This window comes from Novosphingobium aeonii (assembly GCF_052279045.1).
Lineage (GTDB): Bacteria > Pseudomonadota > Alphaproteobacteria > Sphingomonadales > Sphingomonadaceae > Novosphingobium.
The window spans coordinates 1,937,005-1,955,445 of sequence record NZ_CP176832.1 but is presented as its reverse complement, the minus strand read 5'-3'; the positions used below and the strand labels follow the sequence as shown (position 1 = coordinate 1,955,445).

Genomic DNA, 18,441 nt, shown 5'->3' with positions numbered 1-18,441 from the left:
ATCAGCTTGTCCTCAGAGGAAGTCCTTGACCTTCTCCAGCACCAGCGCCGCGTGTTCCTTGCGGCAGATCAGCAGGTCCGGCATATAGACGTCCTCCTGATTGTAGACCAGCGGGCTGCCGTCGATGCGCGAGACATGCAGGCCCCAGCCCCGTGCAACGGCCGCCGGCGCGCAGCTGTCCCATTCGTACTGACCGCCGGAGTGCAGATAGATATCCGCCTCCCCGCGCAGGATCGCCATGGCCTTGGCTCCGGCCGAGCCCATCGGCACCAGTTCGGCGCCGATGGCTTCGGCCACGCCGGTCGCTTCCCTGGCGGGACGCGTGCGGCTGACGACCATGCGGAGCACTTCCGGCGCCGCAGGGATCTCACCCGGCTGATCCGAACGCAGGACCACCCCTGCGCCCGGCAGCGCCACCGCGCCCAGCACCGGCACGCCGTCCACCGCCATGCCGACATGAACCGCCCAGTCGGCGCGCTCCTCGCCATATTCGCGGGTGCCGTCGACCGGATCGACGATCCACACCCGCTCCTTGCTCAGGCGCTCGGCATTGTCCTTCTCCTCTTCGGAGAGCAGCCCGTCCTCGGGCCGCTGCTCGCGAAGGGCGTGGCAGAGGAACTGGTTGGCGGTCTGGTCCCCCGCCTTGCCCAGCGACTTGCCTTCGAACAGGCCGGAAGCCCGCACGTCGAGCAGGATCTTCCCCGCCACTTGCGCCAGATGCGCGGCGAGATCGCCGTCGTTGGCCACCGTCATCAGGCGTCTCCCAGCAGGGTGTCGACGATCAGGTTGGCCGCATCTTCCGGCGAGATCGCCGTGGTGTCGATGCGGATTTCCGGATTGCGCGGCGCCTCGTAGGGGCTGTCGATGCCGGTGAAGTTCTTCAGCTCGCCCGAACGCGCCTTCTTGTAGAGACCCTTGACGTCGCGCGCCTCGGCCACCTTCAGCGGCGTGTCGATGAACACTTCGAAGAACTCGCCTTCCGGCAGCATTGCCCGCACCATCTCGCGATCCGCCTGGAACGGCGAGATGAAAGCGGTGATGACGATCAGGCCCGCGTCGGTCATCAGCTTCGAGACTTCGCCCACGCGGCGGATATTCTCGATGCGGTCGGCCTCGGTGAAGCCCAGGTCCTTGTTCAGGCCATGGCGCACGTTATCGCCATCGAGCAGGAAGGTGTGCCGGTTCATCCGGTGCAGCTTCTTCTCGACGAGGTTGGCGATGGTCGACTTGCCGGAGCCCGAAAGGCCGGTGAACCACAGCACTGCCGGGCGCTGGTTCTTCAGGCCCGCATGCTGCTTGCGGTCGATGTCCACGGCCTGCCAGTGCACGTTCTGCGAACGGCGCAGCGAGAAGTGGATCATGCCCGCCGCCACCGTGGCGTTGGTCATCTTGTCGATCAGGATGAAGCCGCCCAGCGTGCGGTTGTCGGCATAGGCCTCGAACACCAGCTGCTTGTCGGTGGTCAGTTCCGCCACGCCGATCGAGTTCAGCTCCAGCGTCTTGGCCGCCAGCTTCTCCATCGTGTTGACGTTGACCTCGTACTTCGGCTCCTGAACCGTTGCCGAGACCATCTGCGTGCCGAGCTTGAGCCAGTAGGCACGCCCCGGAACCATGGCCTCGTCCGCCATCCACACGAAAGTCGCCTCGAACTGGTCGGCGCTCTGCGGGGGATTGTCGGCTATGGAGATCACCGATCCGCGCGAACAGTCGATCTCGTCCGCGAAGCAGACGGTGACGGACTGACCGGCCACCGCTTCGTCGAGATCGCCGTCATAAGTGACGACGCGGGTGACCGAGCTGGTCTTGCCCGAGGGCAGGACGCGGATCTTGTCGCCCGGCTTGACCGAACCCGTGGCGATCAGGCCAGAGAATCCGCGGAAGTCGAGGTTGGGACGGTTCACCCACTGCACCGGCAGGCGCAGCGGCTTGTCGGCATCGACCGAGGACAGCACTTCGACGGTTTCGAGATGCTCGACCAGCGGAATGCCCGCATACTGCGGCGCCTTGTACCACGGGGTCTTGTCCGAGAGCGTGGTGATGTTGTCGCCCTTGAAGCCCGAGATCGGCAGTGCGGTGAAGCTCTCGATCCCGATCGACTGCGCGAACTCGGTATAGTCCGCCAGGATCTTGTCGAAGACTTCCTGGCTGTAGTCCACCAGGTCCATCTTGTTGACCGCAAGGACGATGTTCTTGATGCCGATCAGGTGGCACAGGTACGAGTGGCGGCGCGTCTGCACCAGCACGCCCTTGCGCGCATCGATCAGGATCACCGCAAGGTCAGCGGTGGAAGCGCCGGTGACCATGTTGCGGGTGTACTGTTCGTGGCCCGGGCAGTCGGCAACGATGAACTTGCGCTTCTCGGTGTTGAAGAAGCGATAGGCCACGTCGATGGTGATGCCCTGCTCACGCTCTGCGGCAAGACCGTCGACCAGCAGCGCGAAGTCGATCTCCTGCCCCTGCGTGCCGACCTTCTTGGAATCCGACTGGAGCGCGTCCAGCTGATCCTCGAAGATCATCTTCGAATCGTAAAGCAGGCGCCCGATCAAGGTGGACTTGCCGTCATCAACGCTGCCGCACGTGATGAAGCGGAGCATCGTCTTGTGCTCGTGCTGGACGAGGTAAGCGTCGATATCGTCCGCAATCAGCTGGTCGGTGACGTAGACGGCTTCCTTGGTGGCGTTCTGCACCGTTTCAGTGTCGCTCTGTCCCATCAGAAGTACCCCTGCTGCTTCTTGACTTCCATGCCGGCACCGCCGGCGTCCTTGTCGATGGCGCGGCCCTGCCGCTCCGATGTGGTGGTGAGAAGCGTTTCCTGGATCACTTCGGGAAGCGTCTTCGCCTCGCTCTCCACCGCGCCGGTCAGCGGATAGCAGCCGAGCGTGCGGAAGCGGATCGAGCGTTCGACCGGAACCTCGCCGGGCTGGAGCGGGAAGCGCTCGTCATCGACCATCAGCAGCATCCCGTCACGCTCCACCGTGGGGCGCTTGTCCGCGAAGTAGAGCGGCACGATCGGAATGTCGTTGAGGTGGATGTACTGCCAGATATCCAGCTCGGTCCAGTTGGAGATCGGGAAAACGCGGATCGATTCGCCGCGCGCCTTGCGGGCATTGTAGAGGTTCCACAGTTCCGGGCGCTGGTTCTTCGGGTCCCAGCCGTGCGAGGACGTGCGGAACGAGAAGATACGCTCCTTGGCGCGGCTCTTCTCCTCGTCGCGGCGGGCGCCGCCGAAGGCCGCGTCGAAGCCGTACTTGTCGAGCGCCTGCTTCAGACCTTCCGTCTTCCACATGTCGGTGTGGAGCGCGCCGTGGTCGAAGGGATTGATGCCCTTCTCGGCCGCTTCGGGGTTCTGGTAGACCAGCAGTTCCATACCGCTTTCACGCGCCATCTTGTCGCGCAGCTCGTACATCGCCTTGAACTTCCAGGTCGTGTCGACGTGGAGCAGCGGGAACGGCGGCGGCGAGGGATAGAAGGCCTTGCGGGCAAGGTGCAGCATGACGGCGCTATCCTTGCCCACCGAATAAAGCATCACCGGCTTTTCAGCCTCGGCGACGACTTCGCGGATGATGTGGATGCTCTCGGCTTCGAGACGCTCCAGATGCGTGAGTGTTTTCATCAGGTCTTCCTCTGCCCTGGGCATGTGCCCTGTTGGCTGGGTTTCAAACTGTCCCGATTCCGAATCGCAGGGATGACATTCGCGCGAACCTCCCATATGGGAGGGCATGGCCCTTACCAGCAACGACGAGACCGATCTCCTGATCCCGCTCTTTCAGGGAAATGCCGAAAATCCGCGCTTTTCGACATTTCTGGAAAGAGTGCGCCGGCGCACCCAAGCCGATTACGTCAGCCTGATCCTTCGCATGGGCGATGGTCCGCACGCCGCAATCGTCGATAGCTACGCCGGAATGGACTTGCGCAAACGCGCCCGCGAATCGCAGTTGCAGGGCCCGTTCGATCTCGACCGCTACCTCTATGACAGCCTGAGGCCGGGCCGGGTCTATTCGATTGGCGAAATGATCGATCACGACCCGGCAGCACGGGCCGATCGCAACCGGCGCATGGCCAAACTGGGCATCGGCGACGAACGGGTGGTGCGGATCGCCGGCGGAGAACACTATAGCGCCTGGCTGCTGATGGCCCGCGCGCGCGATTGCTCCGCAGCCGACGGCGCACTGCTTTCCAACCTCGCGCCTTATGTGGCGATCGCCGTGGAGAATCTCGTTTCCATGGACCGTGACCGGCTCGCGGCCCGGATCAACGCCATGGGGCTGGAGCGAACCGGAAAGGGCTGGATGCTGCTCGATGCGGAAGCGCGCGTACTGGCGGCCGATCCGGCGCTTACCGAATTCTGGCAGCGGCATTGCGGCGCCGTGTTGCGCCCCGGCGAGCGTGTGCTCGGGCTCGACCTTGCCGCCGAACGCAGGCTCGCGGCAGCGGCAACCGAGATGGCGCATGATCGCTTATTGCAGGCGCGGCCGCTGCTGCTGCGGGAAAAGCCGCATGTCGAAGCGCTGCTGATGCCGGCCGAAAATACCGAGGCACTCGCGGCTCCCGCGCTGGTGGCGCTCTGCACCCTGCCCCAACCGCACTCGGAGCATGGCGCCGAACGGCTGGCCGAGATTTTCGACCTGCCCCGACGCGAAGCGGAACTGGCGATGGCGCTGGCGGACGGCCACTCCATCGCCGAAGCGGCGGAGCGGATGAATCTGACGCTTGAAACCGCGCGCAACTATTCCAAGCGGCTCTACGCCAAGCTGGGCGTGCGCGGGCAAGCGGAACTGGTGCGGCTGGTCTATGAGAGCAGCGCAGTGATGGGGTGAGGCCTGTCAGGTATCTTGAGGCGAAGGTCTCAAGTGCCCCACATTCATCGTCATTGCGAGCGTAGCGAAGCAATCCAGGGCCGCCTCGCGCCGCTCTGAGGAGAAACAGCGCCCCTGAAACTCCCGCCCGATCAATCGCCGAGCCTGGCCTCCATTGCCGCGATCTCCGAACGCAGCCACATCGTTTCGGACAGGTTCTTGCCGCCAGAAGCCGCCAGCAGCGCCTCATGCGCCGCCTTGCGCACAGTAAGCACCCCCGCATTGTCCGGCTCGGCACTGAGGGCTATGTCGGTCAGGTGCACGGCTTCCAGCGGAGCGCCCGCATCCAGCTTCGCCTGCGCCCGTTCGGCCAGCCTGGCCGCGCCGCCAGCAAGTTCGACCAGATCGGCATCGACGCTGGACCGCGGCACGCCGTAGAGAGCGGTGGTGCCGTCCTCATAGTGCAGCCAGCCCGAATACTCGCGCCAGATCGACTTGACCGCCCAGGCGGCCTTGCCGTGGAATTCGCCGATCTCCAACCCCTCTGGCCAGGCGAATTCGCGCATCAGGGTGTGCACGTCCTTACCCGACTTCATGCCTTCCAGCGTGTAGTCGCGAACATGGCTGACTGCGGCGTGCAACTTGTCGAGATCGGCGCGGATGCGCTCGGCCCCGCGAATGGCCTCGCCGTGCCCGGTGACGATGATCTCGGCACCGAGGTCGCGGATCGTCTCCAGCGACTTCAGGTAATTACGCACCAGACGCGGCTTGTCTCCGCGCAGGGTGTTCAGGAACGGCATCGAGAGCCAGACCGGCCCGAAGACATTGCCGGTGAAGGCGATCTTCTCCTTGGGCATCCAGACCGTGAGCGAGTCGATCGTCTCCCCCTCGGGCGTGGAGATCAGCTCGAACGTCCGCCCGCCAAGGTCGATGGTCAGACGGCGGTCGACCAGAATATCGGGCACCACATCCGGCGCCGGCTTGGGCGAACCGCCGCGCTTGAGCGTCGACCCCCAGAGCTTGCCGCTCCTCGGTCCGAAAAAGGGCTGAAGGCGCATCATGTCCGAGAGCGCTTCGTTGAAGCCCGGCCCGCCAACGACTTGCGTACCCTCTTCCAGAAATTCCGGCACGCCGCCGAAGTGATCGGCATGGCTCTGGGTAAGGATGATGAAGGCCAGCGGGCCGGTGCGCGGCGGGGTCAACAGGCGCTTGGTGCGCTCTGCATTGTCCATGAAGCCGGTGTTGATCAGGACATCGCCCTCGGCGGTCGTCACGAGATAGGCATTCGAGATGTCGTTCGCCTGGAACACGAAATCGGTGATCGCGATGGCTTCGGCCTGCTCGTCGCCCGAGCGGACGAGCCCTGCCAGCTTCGGCCCGGCGTCCTTCACACTGTCAGCACTTGGGCTCATCTCAAGACTCCTCGATGCCGATCATGACTTTGGCGGACTGCGGTGTCGCCGCGATTTCCAGGCCTTTCATGATCTCGCTGAATGGCAGCTTGTGGCTGATCATCGCCGCGATCTTGTCCTTCAGGCGCGGCATGGCAGCGATCACCTCGGGCATTTCCGTGGGATAGCCGACCGCCGTGGTGATCGTCATCTCGCTGGTCAGCATGCGGCCGACCGGGAACTCTATGGGCCGCATATAGGCGGCCGTGATAACCAGCTTGGCATGAAGCTTGGCCATCATGATGACTTCGGTGAGGATGTTGGGCGCGCCCGCCGCGTCGATGAAGGCGTCAGTGCCCACGCCCACCCGGCCATAGCTCGGCACTTCACCGTGAAGCCGTGCCAGTTCCGCGCGCAGATCGACCTTGCTGGGATCGAGCGCCGCCTGCACGCCCAGTGCCCGGGCGCGTTCCAGCCGTTCCTCGGACAGATCCAGCGCCACCACGTCGGTCACGCCGCGATCGATCAGCCAGAGCAACATGCCAAGGCCGATCGGCCCACAGCCGAACACCACGACCTTGTCGCCGGGCTTCACGTCGGCACGGTTGACCCCGTGCATGGCGACGGCCAGCGGCTCGCACATCGCGGCCACGTCATACGAGATGCCCTCGGGGATCGGCAGGATCGAATCGCCAAGCCGCGCCTCTCGCACCAGCAGTTCCTGCGTGAAGGCGCCTTCCGGGCCGCCCGAGCCGATGTTGCTGGGCGTCATCATCGGATTGACGATCACCGGATCGCCCACCGCAATTCCCGCGACGTCGGCGCCGACCTCGATCACGTCACCCGCGCCTTCATGGCCGAGCGCAGTCTCCACGCCGGGCGGAATTCCGCCCATCTTGATGTAGGACAGGTCCGATCCGCAGATACCGACCGACTTCATCCTGACGACCACGTCCTTCGGCCCGGCTGCCGGACGTTCGTAAGCATCGACGCGTACATCGCCGACCCCGTGAATCTTGAGCAGTTCCATCGCCTGTCTCCTCTCCCGGTCGCTCAGGGGCGAACCATGTAGCCGCCGTCGATCGTGACCGTCTCGCCGGTCATGAACGAGCTGGCGTCAGAGCAAAGGTAGGCCCCGATGCCCTCGAAGTCCGCCGGATAACCGGTGCGCTTCATCGGGATCGTCGGGGCGAAGTGCGCGGCAACTGCATCGGCCCGCGCGCCCTCGCCCATCATCGGGGTGATGACGAGCCCCGGAGCGACCACGTTGGCGCGGATGCCGAGCGGCGCCAGTTCGATGGCAAGGCACCGCACCGCAGCGGCGATCGCCGCCTTGGACGAGGCGTATTCCATCTTGCCCGGCAGCCCCTGGAACAGCGACAGCGAACCGCAGGCGACAAGACTGCCGCCGCTCTGATCACCCGCTTCCACCCGCTCCTTCATCAGCCGCGCGCCTTCGCGCAGGGTGAAGAAGGCGCCATGCAGCGCGGTCTTCTGGAATTCGTGCCAATGCTCCGTCGGCATCTCGAACGTGGAATTGTAACGCGGCGAAGCGCCCGAATTGGCGAAGACGCAGTCGACCCGGCCGAAATCCGCCATGACCTGCTGGTAGCCGGCGATAATGTTCGCCTCTTCCGAAACGTCCACCTGATAGGCGATCACCCTGCCCGCGCCCGCCGCTTCCAGTTCGGCCTTGGCTTTGGCGCTCTTTTCCGCATTGCGCGCCCAGATCGCGAGATCGCCGCCCATTTTCGCGACGCCCATGGCAAAGCCGAAACCGATGCCGCCGTTGCCGCCGGTCACCACCGTCACTTTACCCGTGCAGTCGAAAAGGCCCTTGGCCATCATTCTCTCCTCGATCCCGTTGTCATTACGCGGGCTTTGTCCGCCCGCGCTTTCGTTGGCGCGATGTTTCCCGTGCACGGCTTGTCCCGCAACCCCGCCAGGAATAGAATTCGGGCCTTATCTTGGCATCAGGGACATAATTCAGGCCCGCCTTTCACAAGAGGCCCGAAGCCCCTGGGGAGAACGATGCGATGCAAGCGAGCGAGGCAGCCCACCTGCCTACCATGATCGTCGACGCCGAACTGTCGGCACCGGGCATCTGCGCACAGATCGTGCGTTTCGACATTCCCGAGCCGACCGACACACGCCACGCCCTGGGCGAAGGCTATCACGTCAACATGTGCCTCACCCCGCGCCCCCTTGAATCGCGTGGCGGATACCGCGAACGCTGGGGCCCGCACCGTTTCGAGCGACTGGGTGACATCTTCGCGATCCCACCGGGCGAATCGCTCTACATTCGCGGCGGACGCGGCAGGCAGGCCTCGCTGGTCTGCACGATAGACGCCGCCATGGTCCACGAGTTCATCGGACAGACGCTGAACTGGGACGATGCGCATCTCGCCGCCGCGCTCGACATCGCCAGTGCGCAAGTGCGGGCGCTGCTGTTCCGCATCACCGCCGAAGTGCGCCACCCCGGCCTCGCTTCGCGCCGGATGCTCGAACTGCTGGGCGGAGAACTGTCCATCGAACTCGGTCGCTACGGCCTCGAAGTCTCGGAGCGCCCGATGACCGGGGGGCTTTCCGGCTGGCGGCTGAGGCTGATCGAGGAACGGCTGGCCGGAGACCTCGCCGCCCCTTCGCTTCAGGAGTTGGCAGACCTCTGTTCGCTGTCGGTGCGCCAACTCACGCGCGGCTTCCGGGTGAGCCGTGCCTGTTCGATCGGCGACTATATCGAGCAGCGCCGGATGGAAGCCGCCAAGCGCATGTTGATGGACGGCGACAGCGTGAAGACAGTCGCCTTCGCCATGGGTTTCTCCTCTCCTTCGAGCTTCACTTTCGCCTTCCGGCGCGCCGTCGGCGCCAGTCCCAGCACCTTCCGCCAGCGGCAAGGCCGTGCGCTGGGATCGATGCACTCCGTTGCCGCATAACGCTCCTGTCCCCATGGACGGGTCTTGACCGGGATTCGATATAACGGCTCGATCTGACGCGTCTGCCGCATTGCCAATGGGCCCTGCGCACAGGCTAACTCGTGCCCATGAGGTCGCCGCAGCGGCCCACTCAAAGACACGGGAAAGAGGATCACGAAATGACCGAGCAACTCACGGCGGACAAGCTCGTCGGCGACGCTCTCGTCGAACAGGCGATGAAGGACACCGGCATCCGGGACTTCGACAACGACACCTGGCACGAAGGCTTCGACGTCTTCGTGAACGACTTCAACGCCGGGATCGCGCGCGGGCAGTACACAGAGGGAGGCATCGCGCGCGGGACCGCCGACACGCTCCACTATCTGCGCGGCCGTCTGAAGATTTCGGACTACCTGCGTCAGAACCCCGAACTTCTCAGCCGCCCGGTCGAGCGGCCGGTCTTCGTAATGGGCGTGCCCCGCACCGGCACCACGCTGCTTTCGAACCTGCTGGCTGCCGATCCTGCGCGCCGTTCGCCGCTGACCTGGGAAATTGACGATCCGGTGCCGCCGGTCGCCTCGGCCGACCTGCTGACCACCGACCCACGCGCACAGGCGCGTCTGGCGCAGGAAAAGGCTATGCTCGAAGCCAATCCGGCCATGGGCAAGTACTATCGCGGCTCGGCCGTCTATCCGAACGAGTGCGTGTTCTTCATGGCGCACGACTTCAAGACGCTGATGATCGATTCCAAGGGCAAGCTGCCGGAATACAAGGAGTTCATCTTCTCCTGCGACATGACCAGCGCTTACGAATACCACAAGAAGTTCCTGCAAGTGCTTCAGCAGAACGCGGGCGGCGTGTGGAACGTGAAGAAGCCCAGCCACGCGCTGTGGCTGGAGACGATCTTCAAGGTCTATCCCGATGCCCGGGTCCTTTGGGCGCATCGCGATCCCTTCACTGCCACGGGCTCGCTCTGCTCGGTCATCTCGCTCAGCCACATGGCGCACATGGGCAAGCCGGACACCGCGTGGCTCAAGGAAAACTACACCTGGCAGGCCGCCGAGCACGCCAACCGCATCATGGATTTCCGCGACAAGCACGGCGAGGACAAGGTGATCGACGTCCACTACGCCGACATGACCGCCGATCCGATCGGCACGATGAAGAAGGTCTACCAGCAGCTTGGCGACGAATGGACCGCCGAGGCGGAGGCCGGCATCCAGCAGTGGGTGAACGACAACCCGCAGGACAAGTTCGGCAAGCACGAATACAAGCTCGCACAGTACGGCATAGAGAAGGCGGAGCTTGAGCCGCTCTTCGAACGCTACCTTTCCCGCTATGACGTTGCGCGCGAAGGCTGAGAAAGCACACGCCGCTCCTGTCGCCCGTCACCCCCGCTAACGCGCATCCAGCGCCCGCGGGGATGACGGGCAAATTACCGCTTCGCCGGCGGCAAGCCGGCAGGGAGAGATCGATGTTCGAAGGCCGTCATTATCAAAACGCCTATGTCTGCGACAATCTGGAAGCCGCGATCGACCTGTTCCGTGGCCGGGGGCTTACCCGCGAGCCGATGATCATCCCGGTCGACCAGCAAGTGCTGACCCCGCAGGGGCTCAAGCGCCAGAAGGGGCGCATCTGCTTCATCTGGGTCGACGAACTCCAGATCGAACTCATCGAAAACGAGATCGACGAGGCAGGCATCTACGCCAATTGCCTGTCGAACGGCGGCCCCTTGCGCTTCCACCACATCTGCTTCGGCGTGGACAACTGGGCGGACTTCCGCTCGCGCGTGGATGCGCAGGAGCTTCCGCTGGCGATGGAACGCCAACCGAACGACGATCCCAATGGGTTGAAATTCCTGTACCTCGATGCGCGCAAGGTGGTTGGGCACTACATCGAATATACCTGGATGCCCGATGCCATGTGGCAGCAGATCAAGGCCATGTGAAACGCGGTCGGGGGGTGGCGCCGGCCGGCGCTCCCCGATCCTCCCGTTCTTCAGGCCAATTCCAGCGGAACCTCGCCGTAGAGCGTCGTGCGCTGTCTCAACCGCCGGCCCACGCTTTCGGCAGCCTGGCGCAATTCCTCTATCGTCACGCCCTGTCCGTGCGCTGCGCCTGCCGCGCGGCTGATGCTTTCGTCCATGAGCACCCCGCCGAGGTCGTTGGCCCCCGCTGCAAGGACCGCAGCGGCACCGTCCATCCCGAGTTTCACCCAAGAGCACTGGATCGAGTTGATCGCACCGTTGAGCGCAAGCCGCGCCACGGCATGCATCATCACCGCCTCGCGCCAGGTCGGCCCTTTACGACATTGTCCGCGTCGATAGAACGGCGCCTCCATATGCACGAGCGGCAGCGGCACAAACTCGGTAATTCCGCCCGTATCGAGCTGGAGATTGCGCAAGGCCAGCAAGTGGCGAGCCCAGTGCCCGGTGCCTTCAAGGTGGCCGAACATCACCGTCGAGGTCGTGGGCAGACCCACGCGGTGAGCACTGCCGACCACGTCTAGCCATTCCTGCGTCGTCAGCTTGCCGGGGCAGATCTGCTCGCGAATATCGTCGCACAAGATTTCCGCCGCGGTGCCGGGCAGAGAGCCCAGCCCCGCATCCTTGAGCATGGCGAGGTAATCCCCGACCGGCATGCCCAGCGTGCGAGCGCCCTGGCTCACCTCAAGCGGTGAAAAGGCGTGAACGTGCAGATCGGGGCAAGCCTCCTTCACGGCGCGCACGATCGAAAGGTAGGTATCTCCTGTATAGCTGGGGTGGATGCCGCCCTGGAGGCACACCTCGGTCGCCCCGCGTGCAACGGCTTCGCGGGCACGCCCGGCGATCTCGCCGAGATCGAGGTTATAGGGCTTGTCGCGGAACCCGGCCTTGCTGCTGGTTTTCGAAAACGCGCAGAACGAACAGGTGTGCGTGCAGATATTCGTATAATTGATGTTGCGGTTGACGACATAGGTTACCGTCTCGCCGCTGACTTCGGCCCGCAGGGCATCCGCGGCGTCGACCACGGCCTGCGCCGCAGCGCCCCGCGTTGCGAAGAGTGCCACGATATCGTCCTCGCCCAGCGTCGCCCCGCTGGCCGCCCGCTCAAGGATACGATGGAGGGACGCGGCCACCGGACCTTCGTGCTGGCGCCCCAGCGGCGCGTGGACGTTGCCCGGCGCATGCTGGCCTGCAAGGCCTGGGCTCCAGACGCTGTCACGCGCCAGCCCTTCGGCATCGGCATGACGAAGAACGGCTGGACGGATCGCCGGGTCGATCCATGAACTTTCTTCGGTCGTGATGAAACGCGGATAGATCGTCAGCCGCTCGACCAGCGGCAGCCCCTTGCCCGCGCAGATCGCGCGCAGCCGCTCGACTTCAGGCCAGGGCGCTTCCGGGTTCACATGATCGAGCGTGACAGGGGAGATGCCGCCCCAGTCGTCGATCCCTGCGTCGATGAGTTCTACCAGTCGCTCATCGTTGAGATTGGGCGGCGCCTGAACCGATACCTCGTCAGGCAGGATAAGGCGCGCGGCAGCGACTACGCGCAGGAAATCGTTTTCGGTGGCTTCGGGCGCCTCCGCCATCTTCGTACCGGGTTTCGGGCAGAAGTTCTGGACGATCACTTCCTGCAGATGCCCATGCTCGCAGTGCAGGTCTCGCAGTGCAAAAAGGCTGTCGAGCCGCTCTTCGGCGGTCTCGCCGATTCCGATCAAGACGCCGCTGGTCATCGGCACCCTCGCCTCCCCGGCGGCCGCCAGCGAGGCGAGGCGAAGCGCCGGCACCTTGTCCGGCGAGCCGTGGTGACACATGCCCTTTTCCAGCAACCGCTCGGAGATGCTTTCCAGCATAAGCCCTGCCGACGCAGCGACCGGGCGCAGCATCGCGTAATCCTGCTGCTCCAACAGCCCCGCATTGACGTGCGGCAGAAGCCCGGTTTCCCCAAGCACCAGTTCGGCGCAGTGCCGCACATAGTCGACGGTGCGGGCAAACCCGCGTTCGGCCAGCCATTCGCGCGCGGCGGCGTAGCGGCGTTCGGGGGCATCACCCAGCGTGAACAAAGCCTCACGGCAACCCGAAGCGGCACCGGCGCGGGCGATCGCCAGCACTTCGTCAGGCGTCAGGTAAGGCGCTTCAAGCCGCGAGGGCGTGGTCGCGAAAGTGCAGTAGTGGCAGACGTCCGCGCAGAGGCGCGTCAGGGGGATGAACACCTTGGGCGAATACGTCATCCGTGCCGGCCCGCGCGCATCGCGCCGCGCTCTTGCCCGCGCGGTGACCTCTTCCAGCGGTGCGGCCAGCAGCCACGCCTTCAGTTCATCCGCTGACGATTGGGCGGTTTCATCCTGCATCTGCTCACCCTTCAGGCACCTGCGAGGGCAAGCACCTCCTGCGCGAGCCTTGTCCTGTCGGCGGCTTCGCGCATCATTGTCTTCGTCACGGTGACCTGAAGTCCCCGCGCCTGCAAACCAGAGACATCGGCCTCATCGGCATGGTCGATCAAGAGGTGGTCGAGAAGATCGCCGTAGTGATCAGCGATGGCCGCATTGCCCACCGCCTGCCCCATCCCGGCCAGCAACTTCGCCAGCGGCCCTTTCACGGCAGCACCGCCTACCAGCGGCGAGACTGCGATCAGCGGCACGCGCCGTGCCGCAACCGCTTCGCGAATACCGTCAACGGCAAGGATCGGATCGACGCTGAGGTACGGATTCGAGGGACAAATCACGATTGCCGCCAGGTCCTCACGGCCCAGCGCCGCGGCCAGACCGGGCGAAGGCAACGCGCCCGGCACACCCTCGAAACGGATCGCGGAGACAGCCGGGCCGCACTGCTCGCCGACGAACCACCGCTGGAAGTCCGTCCATCCCGCCACCGTGCGAACCTGGGTGCGCACCGGCCCGTCGCTCATCGGAACGATCGCGTGGGCGATTCCCAGTTCGCCGGCAAGCCGCGCAGTCACGTCTGAAAGGCTTTCACCCGCGCGTAACCGCCAGCTCCGCGCCAGATGCATCGCGAGGTCGCGATCGCCGAGATTGAACCAGTCCTCCTCGCCCATGGCGCGCAGCATGGCCATGGCCTGCCACGTCTCATCCTTGACGCCCCATCCGCGCTGGATGTCGTTGAGACCGGCAAGCGCATAGATGACGGAATCGATGTCGGGGCAGATGGTCAGGCCCAGGTGTTCGAAATCGTCGCCCGTGTTCACGGCGATGGTGAGGTCGGACGGATCCATGACCGCAGCCAGGCCAGCCGCCAGCTTGGCCCCGCCGACACCGCCGGAAAGCGCAAGGACATGACGCCCGCTCATCGAAACATGTCCTGCTCCATGGGTCTCAGCCCGCTCGCCGCACCGGGCCCGTCCTCGTCCGTCACCCAGCGCGCGCCGCCGCGCACAAGGGCGACAGGCGTGCCCTCGTCACTCTCGCCCATGGCCAGCCCAGCCATCGCGGCGAGCGAATCCGCAATACCGATCACCGTTGCCTGCAAGGTTCGTCCATAAAGGTCCGTGGCCCGCCCCCGCCGGTCTTCCAGCACGGCTATCCCGGCGCAGCCGATCGCCGTGCCCAGCGTTCCGATCCGCCAGGCGCGGCCCATCGAATCCGCGATCACCACGCCGATCCTGACGCCATTCTCTGCCTGCAATGCGCTGCGCAAGGCTCGTGCGGAGCCATCGGGGTCCAGCGGCCAGAGCAGAACCCGGCCGGCGTCTCCCCCTTCCACGTTCGATGCGTCGATGCCTGCATTGGCAAGGACATGCCCGGTGCGATGGCAAGCGATCACGGCCGCGGGGTTGCTTCGCAGGATGTGCGAACTCTCGTCCAGAATGGCCTGCATCATCGGCGCATCGCGGCCGGTATCGCGTGCAAGGCGCTCGGCCTCGGCACCGGGTGCAATGCGCGACAGATCGCGCGTGCGGCCCTCCGCCTTGGAGACGATCTTCTGGGCCACCACGCAGATATCGCCGTCACGGAACCCGTCGCCGGAAGCGGCCATGGCAGAGCAAATCGCTTGCGCTACCGACATTCCGGCGGCGAACATGGGCATTCCGGCCAGCGGTCGTACGGTCAGTTCTGGAATTCTGTTCATTGGCCCTCCCGAACGCCTGTCTACGTCCGCAGCGCCGCAAACCACAATCATGACGAACAAGAATTCGCGGGAGAGATAATCAATGGCAGCGATCGCAGTGATCGGCGGAACCGGCGCTCTCGGCAAGGGCATTGCCCGCAGGCTGGTCCAGGCCGGTCACGAAGTGACCATCGGTTCACGCACGGCAGACAAGGCACAGGTGACGGCCGGGGAACTGGGTGCCGCCGGCCACGCTGAAAATGTCGAGGCCGCGCGCGGCAAGGACGTGGTGATCGTGGCCGTTCCCCATGCCTCGCAGGGCGACACCCTGCGCCAGATCCGCGACGCGGTCGGCAATGCCGTGGTTGTCGACACGACCGTGCCGCTGGTCCCGCCCAAGGTCATGCGCGTACAGCTTCCCGCAGAAGGCAGCGCCGCCATGCAGGCGCGCGAACACCTCGGGCCGGATGCGAGGCTGGTCACGGCGTTCCACAATGTGTCGGCCCATCATCTCGACAGCGACCACGCTATCGATTGTGATGTGCTGGTCTTCAGCGATGACGTGGAGGCGCGCAACACCGTGGTCGGCCTGTGCCCCGGAATGGGCATTCGGGGCCTCTCCGGCGGGGCGCTGGCCAACTCGGCGGCGGCAGAGGCTCTGACCTCGATCCTCATTTACATGAACAAGACCTACAAGGCAGACGGGGCGGGCATACGCTTCACGAACCTTGCCCAGGCTCCGCTGGTCCCGTGAGCTGCTGGGCGCTCATCCCGGTCAAGGCGCCGGGCCTCGGCAAGACGAGGCTGGCCCGGGCACTTGCTCCGGATGAGCGCGAAGCCCTCGTCTGCGCGATGTTCCGCCATGTCCTGGCAACCGCACGCGCCTGCGCGGCAATCGACCGGATCTGCATATTGGGGCCGTCCCGTCCCGGTCTTGGCAAGGGCCTTGTAAGGTTGCCTGACTCCGGATCCGACCTGAACCGGGCGCTGGGATCGGCGCTTGGTGCGATCGCCACGACCGGCCCGGACCGCGTCGTGGTGCTTCCCGCAGATCTTCCCTGCCTGACGACCGCTGACATCGACCGGCTCGCGAGCCTGCCCGCAGGTGTAGTCGGCGTGGCGCCCGATCGGCATGGTACGGGGACCAACGCTCTCTCGCTGACGTTGCCCGAAACCATATGGTTTCCTTTCTCCTTCGGTGAAGAAAGCTACTCAAGGCACTGCGATGAAACGAAAAAACTTGGACTGACCGTGGAGACGATCCTCTCCGGCGGGCTGGAAAAAGATATAGACGAGCCCGCCGATCTGCCAGATGCTGAACATCTGTTGAGCGCCGTATCCTTATTGCGGCAGCCCATCGCCAAAGGCCGAAGACGGCTGGCATAAGCGGGAGAACGGGTGTGGACGCCGGCATCATCGACCTTACGGGACAAGTTGTGTTTGTTACCGGCGGCGGAGGCGGGATCGGCAGGTCGATCGCACTGAACATGGCGGACATGGGCGCCGATGTCGCCTTGATCGAGGCGGTGCCTGAACGCTGCGAACAACTCACCGATATGATCGAGGCGCGCGGCCGCAAGGCGCTGTGCATCCCCGGAAACGTGATGGACGTGGAGGCCCTGCAACACGCCATTGCCGCCGCTGCCGAGAAGTTCGGGCGCCTCGATGTGCTGGTGAACAACGCAGGCGGCGTAACGCGCCGGGGCTTTCTCAATCTCGCCGAGAAGAACTGGCGGCGCCACATCGATCTCAACCTTGTTTCCAACCTCGCCGCCACGCAGGCTGCACTGCCAGTCATGATTGCGGGCGAGCGGGGTGGTTCCATCATCAACGTCACCAGTATCGAGGCGGCCCGCGCAGCACCGGGCTACGCGGTCTATGCCGCCTGCAAGGCCGGCGTGAACAACCTGACGCGCACGCTGGCACTGGAATTCGCCGAACACGGCATCCGGGTGAACGCCATAGCGCCCGATTACACGGTAACACCCGGTACGCGCGGACAGTTCACCGGCCCCGTAGATGAAGCCATCTGGCCCAGGCCCAGCGCGGAACAGGAAGACGTGATCCGCCGCCGCATCCCGCTCGGCCGTGCCGGGATCGACGAAGAGTGCGGCCGCGTGGCGGTGTTCCTCGCCTCACAGATGGCAAGCTACGTCACCGGCACGATCATTCCGGTGGACGGCGGAACCTGGGCCTCGGGAGGCTGGGTGCGCAACCGCGACGATACCTGGGTTCTTCCCCCCGAACCGAATCCCTGAAACTCATCGCCTGAAATCCACTGCGAGAAATCCAACGATTGAAAGAACTTCCGGCATGACCTTCACATTAAGCACCAGCCTTCCGTTCGACCATATCGATCGCCCGGAGGAATTCGGCACCCTTGACGCGCTCCAGGAAATCGCCCGCACCGTCGAAGCGGCGGGCTTCTACGCCGGCACCGTCACCGATCACCCGGCGCCCTCAGCGCGCTGGCTCGATGCCGGAGGGCACTATGCGCAGGACCCGTTCGTCCTGCTCTCGATGCTGGGTGCCTCGACGACGAAACTGCGCCTCCAGACCAACATCCTGGTCCTGCCCTATCGCAATCCGTTTCTCACCGCCCGGGCCGTGTCATCGCTTGACCACTTCACGAATGGGCGCGTGATCCTTGGCCTCGGCGCGGGCTACATGAAGGCTGAGTACAAGGCGCTCGGCGTGGATTTCGATACCCGCAACGACCTCATGGACGAATATATCAATGCGATGAAATTGGCCTGGACCGGCGAGGATTTCACGTTCGAGGGCACCGGCTATACCGCGCTCGGCAACCGCATGTTGCCCACGCCTGCACAGACACCGCACCCGCCCCTGCTGGTCGGCGGCAACTCGAAGCGGGCCCTGCGCCGCGCGGTCGAACTGGGTGACGCCTGGCACCCGTTCTTCGTACCCAAGAGCGTTACCGACACTGCGCGCACCGCCAATCTCGAAGGAGACGACGATATCCTCGCCGCGATCGGATACATGGCGGATCACTGCGGAAAAGTCGGCCGTGCCGAGCCCCCCAAAGTCATCGCCTCATCGACTTACGCTGTGAAGGATGGTTGGAGCGCACAGGAAGCGCTCGATCACTATGCCAACCTCAAGTCGCTCGGAGTCCATGGCTCCGGTGCGACGATCCACGCCGAAACACGCGCCCAATATTGCGACATCGCACTGAAGTTCGGCGAGGAAGTTATTGCGAAGATTGATTTTTAATTAAATCGCCGCCAGCACGCTTCCACCAGCACTGTTAAGGGCAGGGAACCGGCCCCTGCCCT

The 18,441-nt window shown here is 64.6% G+C and carries 17 protein-coding genes; 8 read left to right on the top strand and 9 right to left on the bottom strand.

Annotated elements, in window-relative coordinates; genetic code table 11:
- Positions 1 to 12 precede the first annotated feature (12 nt).
- The 3 genes from ACLIMP_RS09565 to cysD are packed head-to-tail and all read right to left on the bottom strand — an operon-like array spanning position 13 to position 3,637.
- Positions 13 to 753: a 3'(2'),5'-bisphosphate nucleotidase CysQ gene (locus tag ACLIMP_RS09565; RefSeq protein WP_132468733.1), complete on the bottom strand. Its 741-nt coding sequence runs from the start codon at positions 751 to 753 to the stop codon at positions 13 to 15.
- Positions 753 to 2,711 carry a sulfate adenylyltransferase subunit CysN gene (gene cysN / locus ACLIMP_RS09560; RefSeq protein WP_054441454.1) on the bottom strand — a complete coding sequence of 653 codons (1,959 nt, stop codon included), beginning with the start codon at positions 2,709 to 2,711 and terminating at the stop codon, positions 753 to 755. Before cysN ends, ACLIMP_RS09565 begins: the two co-directional genes overlap by 1 nt.
- Positions 2,711 to 3,637 (bottom strand): sulfate adenylyltransferase subunit CysD, encoded by a 927-nt coding sequence (gene cysD, locus ACLIMP_RS09555; protein WP_082370553.1) that lies wholly within the window; start codon positions 3,635 to 3,637, stop codon positions 2,711 to 2,713. The genes cysN and cysD overlap by 1 nt, the downstream gene beginning before the upstream one ends.
- Positions 3,638 to 3,719: 82 nt before the next feature.
- Between cysD and ACLIMP_RS09550 the strand changes: the two genes are divergently transcribed.
- Positions 3,720 to 4,817: a helix-turn-helix transcriptional regulator gene (locus ACLIMP_RS09550; RefSeq protein ID WP_324694660.1), complete on the top strand. Its 1,098-nt coding sequence runs from the start codon at positions 3,720 to 3,722 to the stop codon at positions 4,815 to 4,817.
- 131 nt (positions 4,818 to 4,948) lie between these two features.
- Here ACLIMP_RS09550 and ACLIMP_RS09545 read toward each other — a convergent pair whose 3' ends face one another.
- The 3 genes from ACLIMP_RS09545 to ACLIMP_RS09535 are packed head-to-tail and all read right to left on the bottom strand — an operon-like array spanning position 4,949 to position 8,032.
- Positions 4,949 to 6,208: an MBL fold metallo-hydrolase gene (locus tag ACLIMP_RS09545; protein ID WP_324694658.1), complete on the bottom strand. Its 1,260-nt coding sequence runs from the start codon at positions 6,206 to 6,208 to the stop codon at positions 4,949 to 4,951.
- A 1-nt stretch (position 6,209) separates the two neighbouring features.
- Entirely contained in the window at positions 6,210 to 7,217 is a 1,008-nt protein-coding gene (locus ACLIMP_RS09540) for a zinc-dependent alcohol dehydrogenase (protein ID WP_185997589.1), read from the bottom strand.
- Positions 7,218 to 7,240: 23 nt separating this feature from the next.
- Positions 7,241 to 8,032 carry an SDR family NAD(P)-dependent oxidoreductase gene (locus ACLIMP_RS09535; RefSeq protein ID WP_443477805.1) on the bottom strand — a complete coding sequence of 264 codons (792 nt, stop codon included), beginning with the start codon at positions 8,030 to 8,032 and terminating at the stop codon, positions 7,241 to 7,243.
- Positions 8,033 to 8,223: 191 nt separating this feature from the next.
- On the opposite strand from ACLIMP_RS09535, the gene ACLIMP_RS09530 reads away from it, so the two are divergent.
- The 3 genes from ACLIMP_RS09530 (at position 8,224) to ACLIMP_RS09520 (ending at position 11,047) form a co-directional block, all read left to right on the top strand.
- Positions 8,224 to 9,120, top strand: coding sequence for a helix-turn-helix transcriptional regulator (locus tag ACLIMP_RS09530; RefSeq protein WP_185997590.1), 897 nt, complete (start codon positions 8,224 to 8,226; stop codon positions 9,118 to 9,120).
- 158 nt (positions 9,121 to 9,278) lie between these two features.
- Positions 9,279 to 10,460 (top strand): sulfotransferase family protein, encoded by a 1,182-nt coding sequence (locus ACLIMP_RS09525; protein WP_443477804.1) that lies wholly within the window; start codon positions 9,279 to 9,281, stop codon positions 10,458 to 10,460.
- Between the two features lie 113 nt (positions 10,461 to 10,573).
- Positions 10,574 to 11,047, top strand: a complete 474-nt coding sequence (locus ACLIMP_RS09520; RefSeq protein ID WP_324694651.1) for a VOC family protein — start codon at positions 10,574 to 10,576, stop codon at positions 11,045 to 11,047.
- A gap of 50 nt (positions 11,048 to 11,097) precedes the next feature.
- On the opposite strand, the gene cofH is transcribed toward ACLIMP_RS09520, so the two are convergent.
- The 3 genes from cofH to cofE are packed head-to-tail and all read right to left on the bottom strand — an operon-like array spanning position 11,098 to position 15,166.
- Positions 11,098 to 13,431, bottom strand: coding sequence for a 5-amino-6-(D-ribitylamino)uracil--L-tyrosine 4-hydroxyphenyl transferase CofH (cofH, locus tag ACLIMP_RS09515; RefSeq protein ID WP_324694649.1), 2,334 nt, complete (start codon positions 13,429 to 13,431; stop codon positions 11,098 to 11,100).
- 11 nt (positions 13,432 to 13,442) lie between these two features.
- The gene (gene cofD / locus ACLIMP_RS09510) at positions 13,443 to 14,387 is read right to left on the bottom strand and encodes a 2-phospho-L-lactate transferase (protein ID WP_324694648.1); all 945 of its coding nucleotides are present in this window, start codon (positions 14,385 to 14,387) and stop codon (positions 13,443 to 13,445) included.
- Positions 14,384 to 15,166 carry a coenzyme F420-0:L-glutamate ligase gene (gene cofE / locus ACLIMP_RS09505; protein ID WP_443477803.1) on the bottom strand — a complete coding sequence of 261 codons (783 nt, stop codon included), beginning with the start codon at positions 15,164 to 15,166 and terminating at the stop codon, positions 14,384 to 14,386. The genes cofD and cofE overlap by 4 nt, the downstream gene beginning before the upstream one ends.
- A gap of 82 nt (positions 15,167 to 15,248) precedes the next feature.
- Here cofE and npdG point away from each other — a divergent pair, with 82 nt between their 5' ends.
- From npdG to ACLIMP_RS09485, 4 genes are read left to right on the top strand one after another with little or no spacing between them, the layout of a single operon-like run.
- Positions 15,249 to 15,899: an NADPH-dependent F420 reductase gene (gene npdG / locus ACLIMP_RS09500; RefSeq protein WP_054441438.1), complete on the top strand. Its 651-nt coding sequence runs from the start codon at positions 15,249 to 15,251 to the stop codon at positions 15,897 to 15,899.
- Complete coding sequence (gene cofC / locus ACLIMP_RS09495; RefSeq protein WP_324694646.1) at positions 15,896 to 16,531, top strand: 2-phospho-L-lactate guanylyltransferase; 636 nt, start codon at positions 15,896 to 15,898, stop codon at positions 16,529 to 16,531. The genes npdG and cofC overlap by 4 nt, the downstream gene beginning before the upstream one ends.
- Positions 16,532 to 16,545: 14 nt before the next feature.
- Entirely contained in the window at positions 16,546 to 17,403 is an 858-nt protein-coding gene (locus ACLIMP_RS09490; protein WP_324694644.1) for an SDR family NAD(P)-dependent oxidoreductase, read from the top strand.
- A gap of 55 nt (positions 17,404 to 17,458) precedes the next feature.
- A complete protein-coding gene (locus ACLIMP_RS09485) occupies positions 17,459 to 18,379 on the top strand; it encodes a TIGR03619 family F420-dependent LLM class oxidoreductase (RefSeq protein ID WP_324694642.1) in 921 nt (306 codons plus the stop codon).
- Positions 18,380 to 18,441 lie beyond the last annotated feature (62 nt).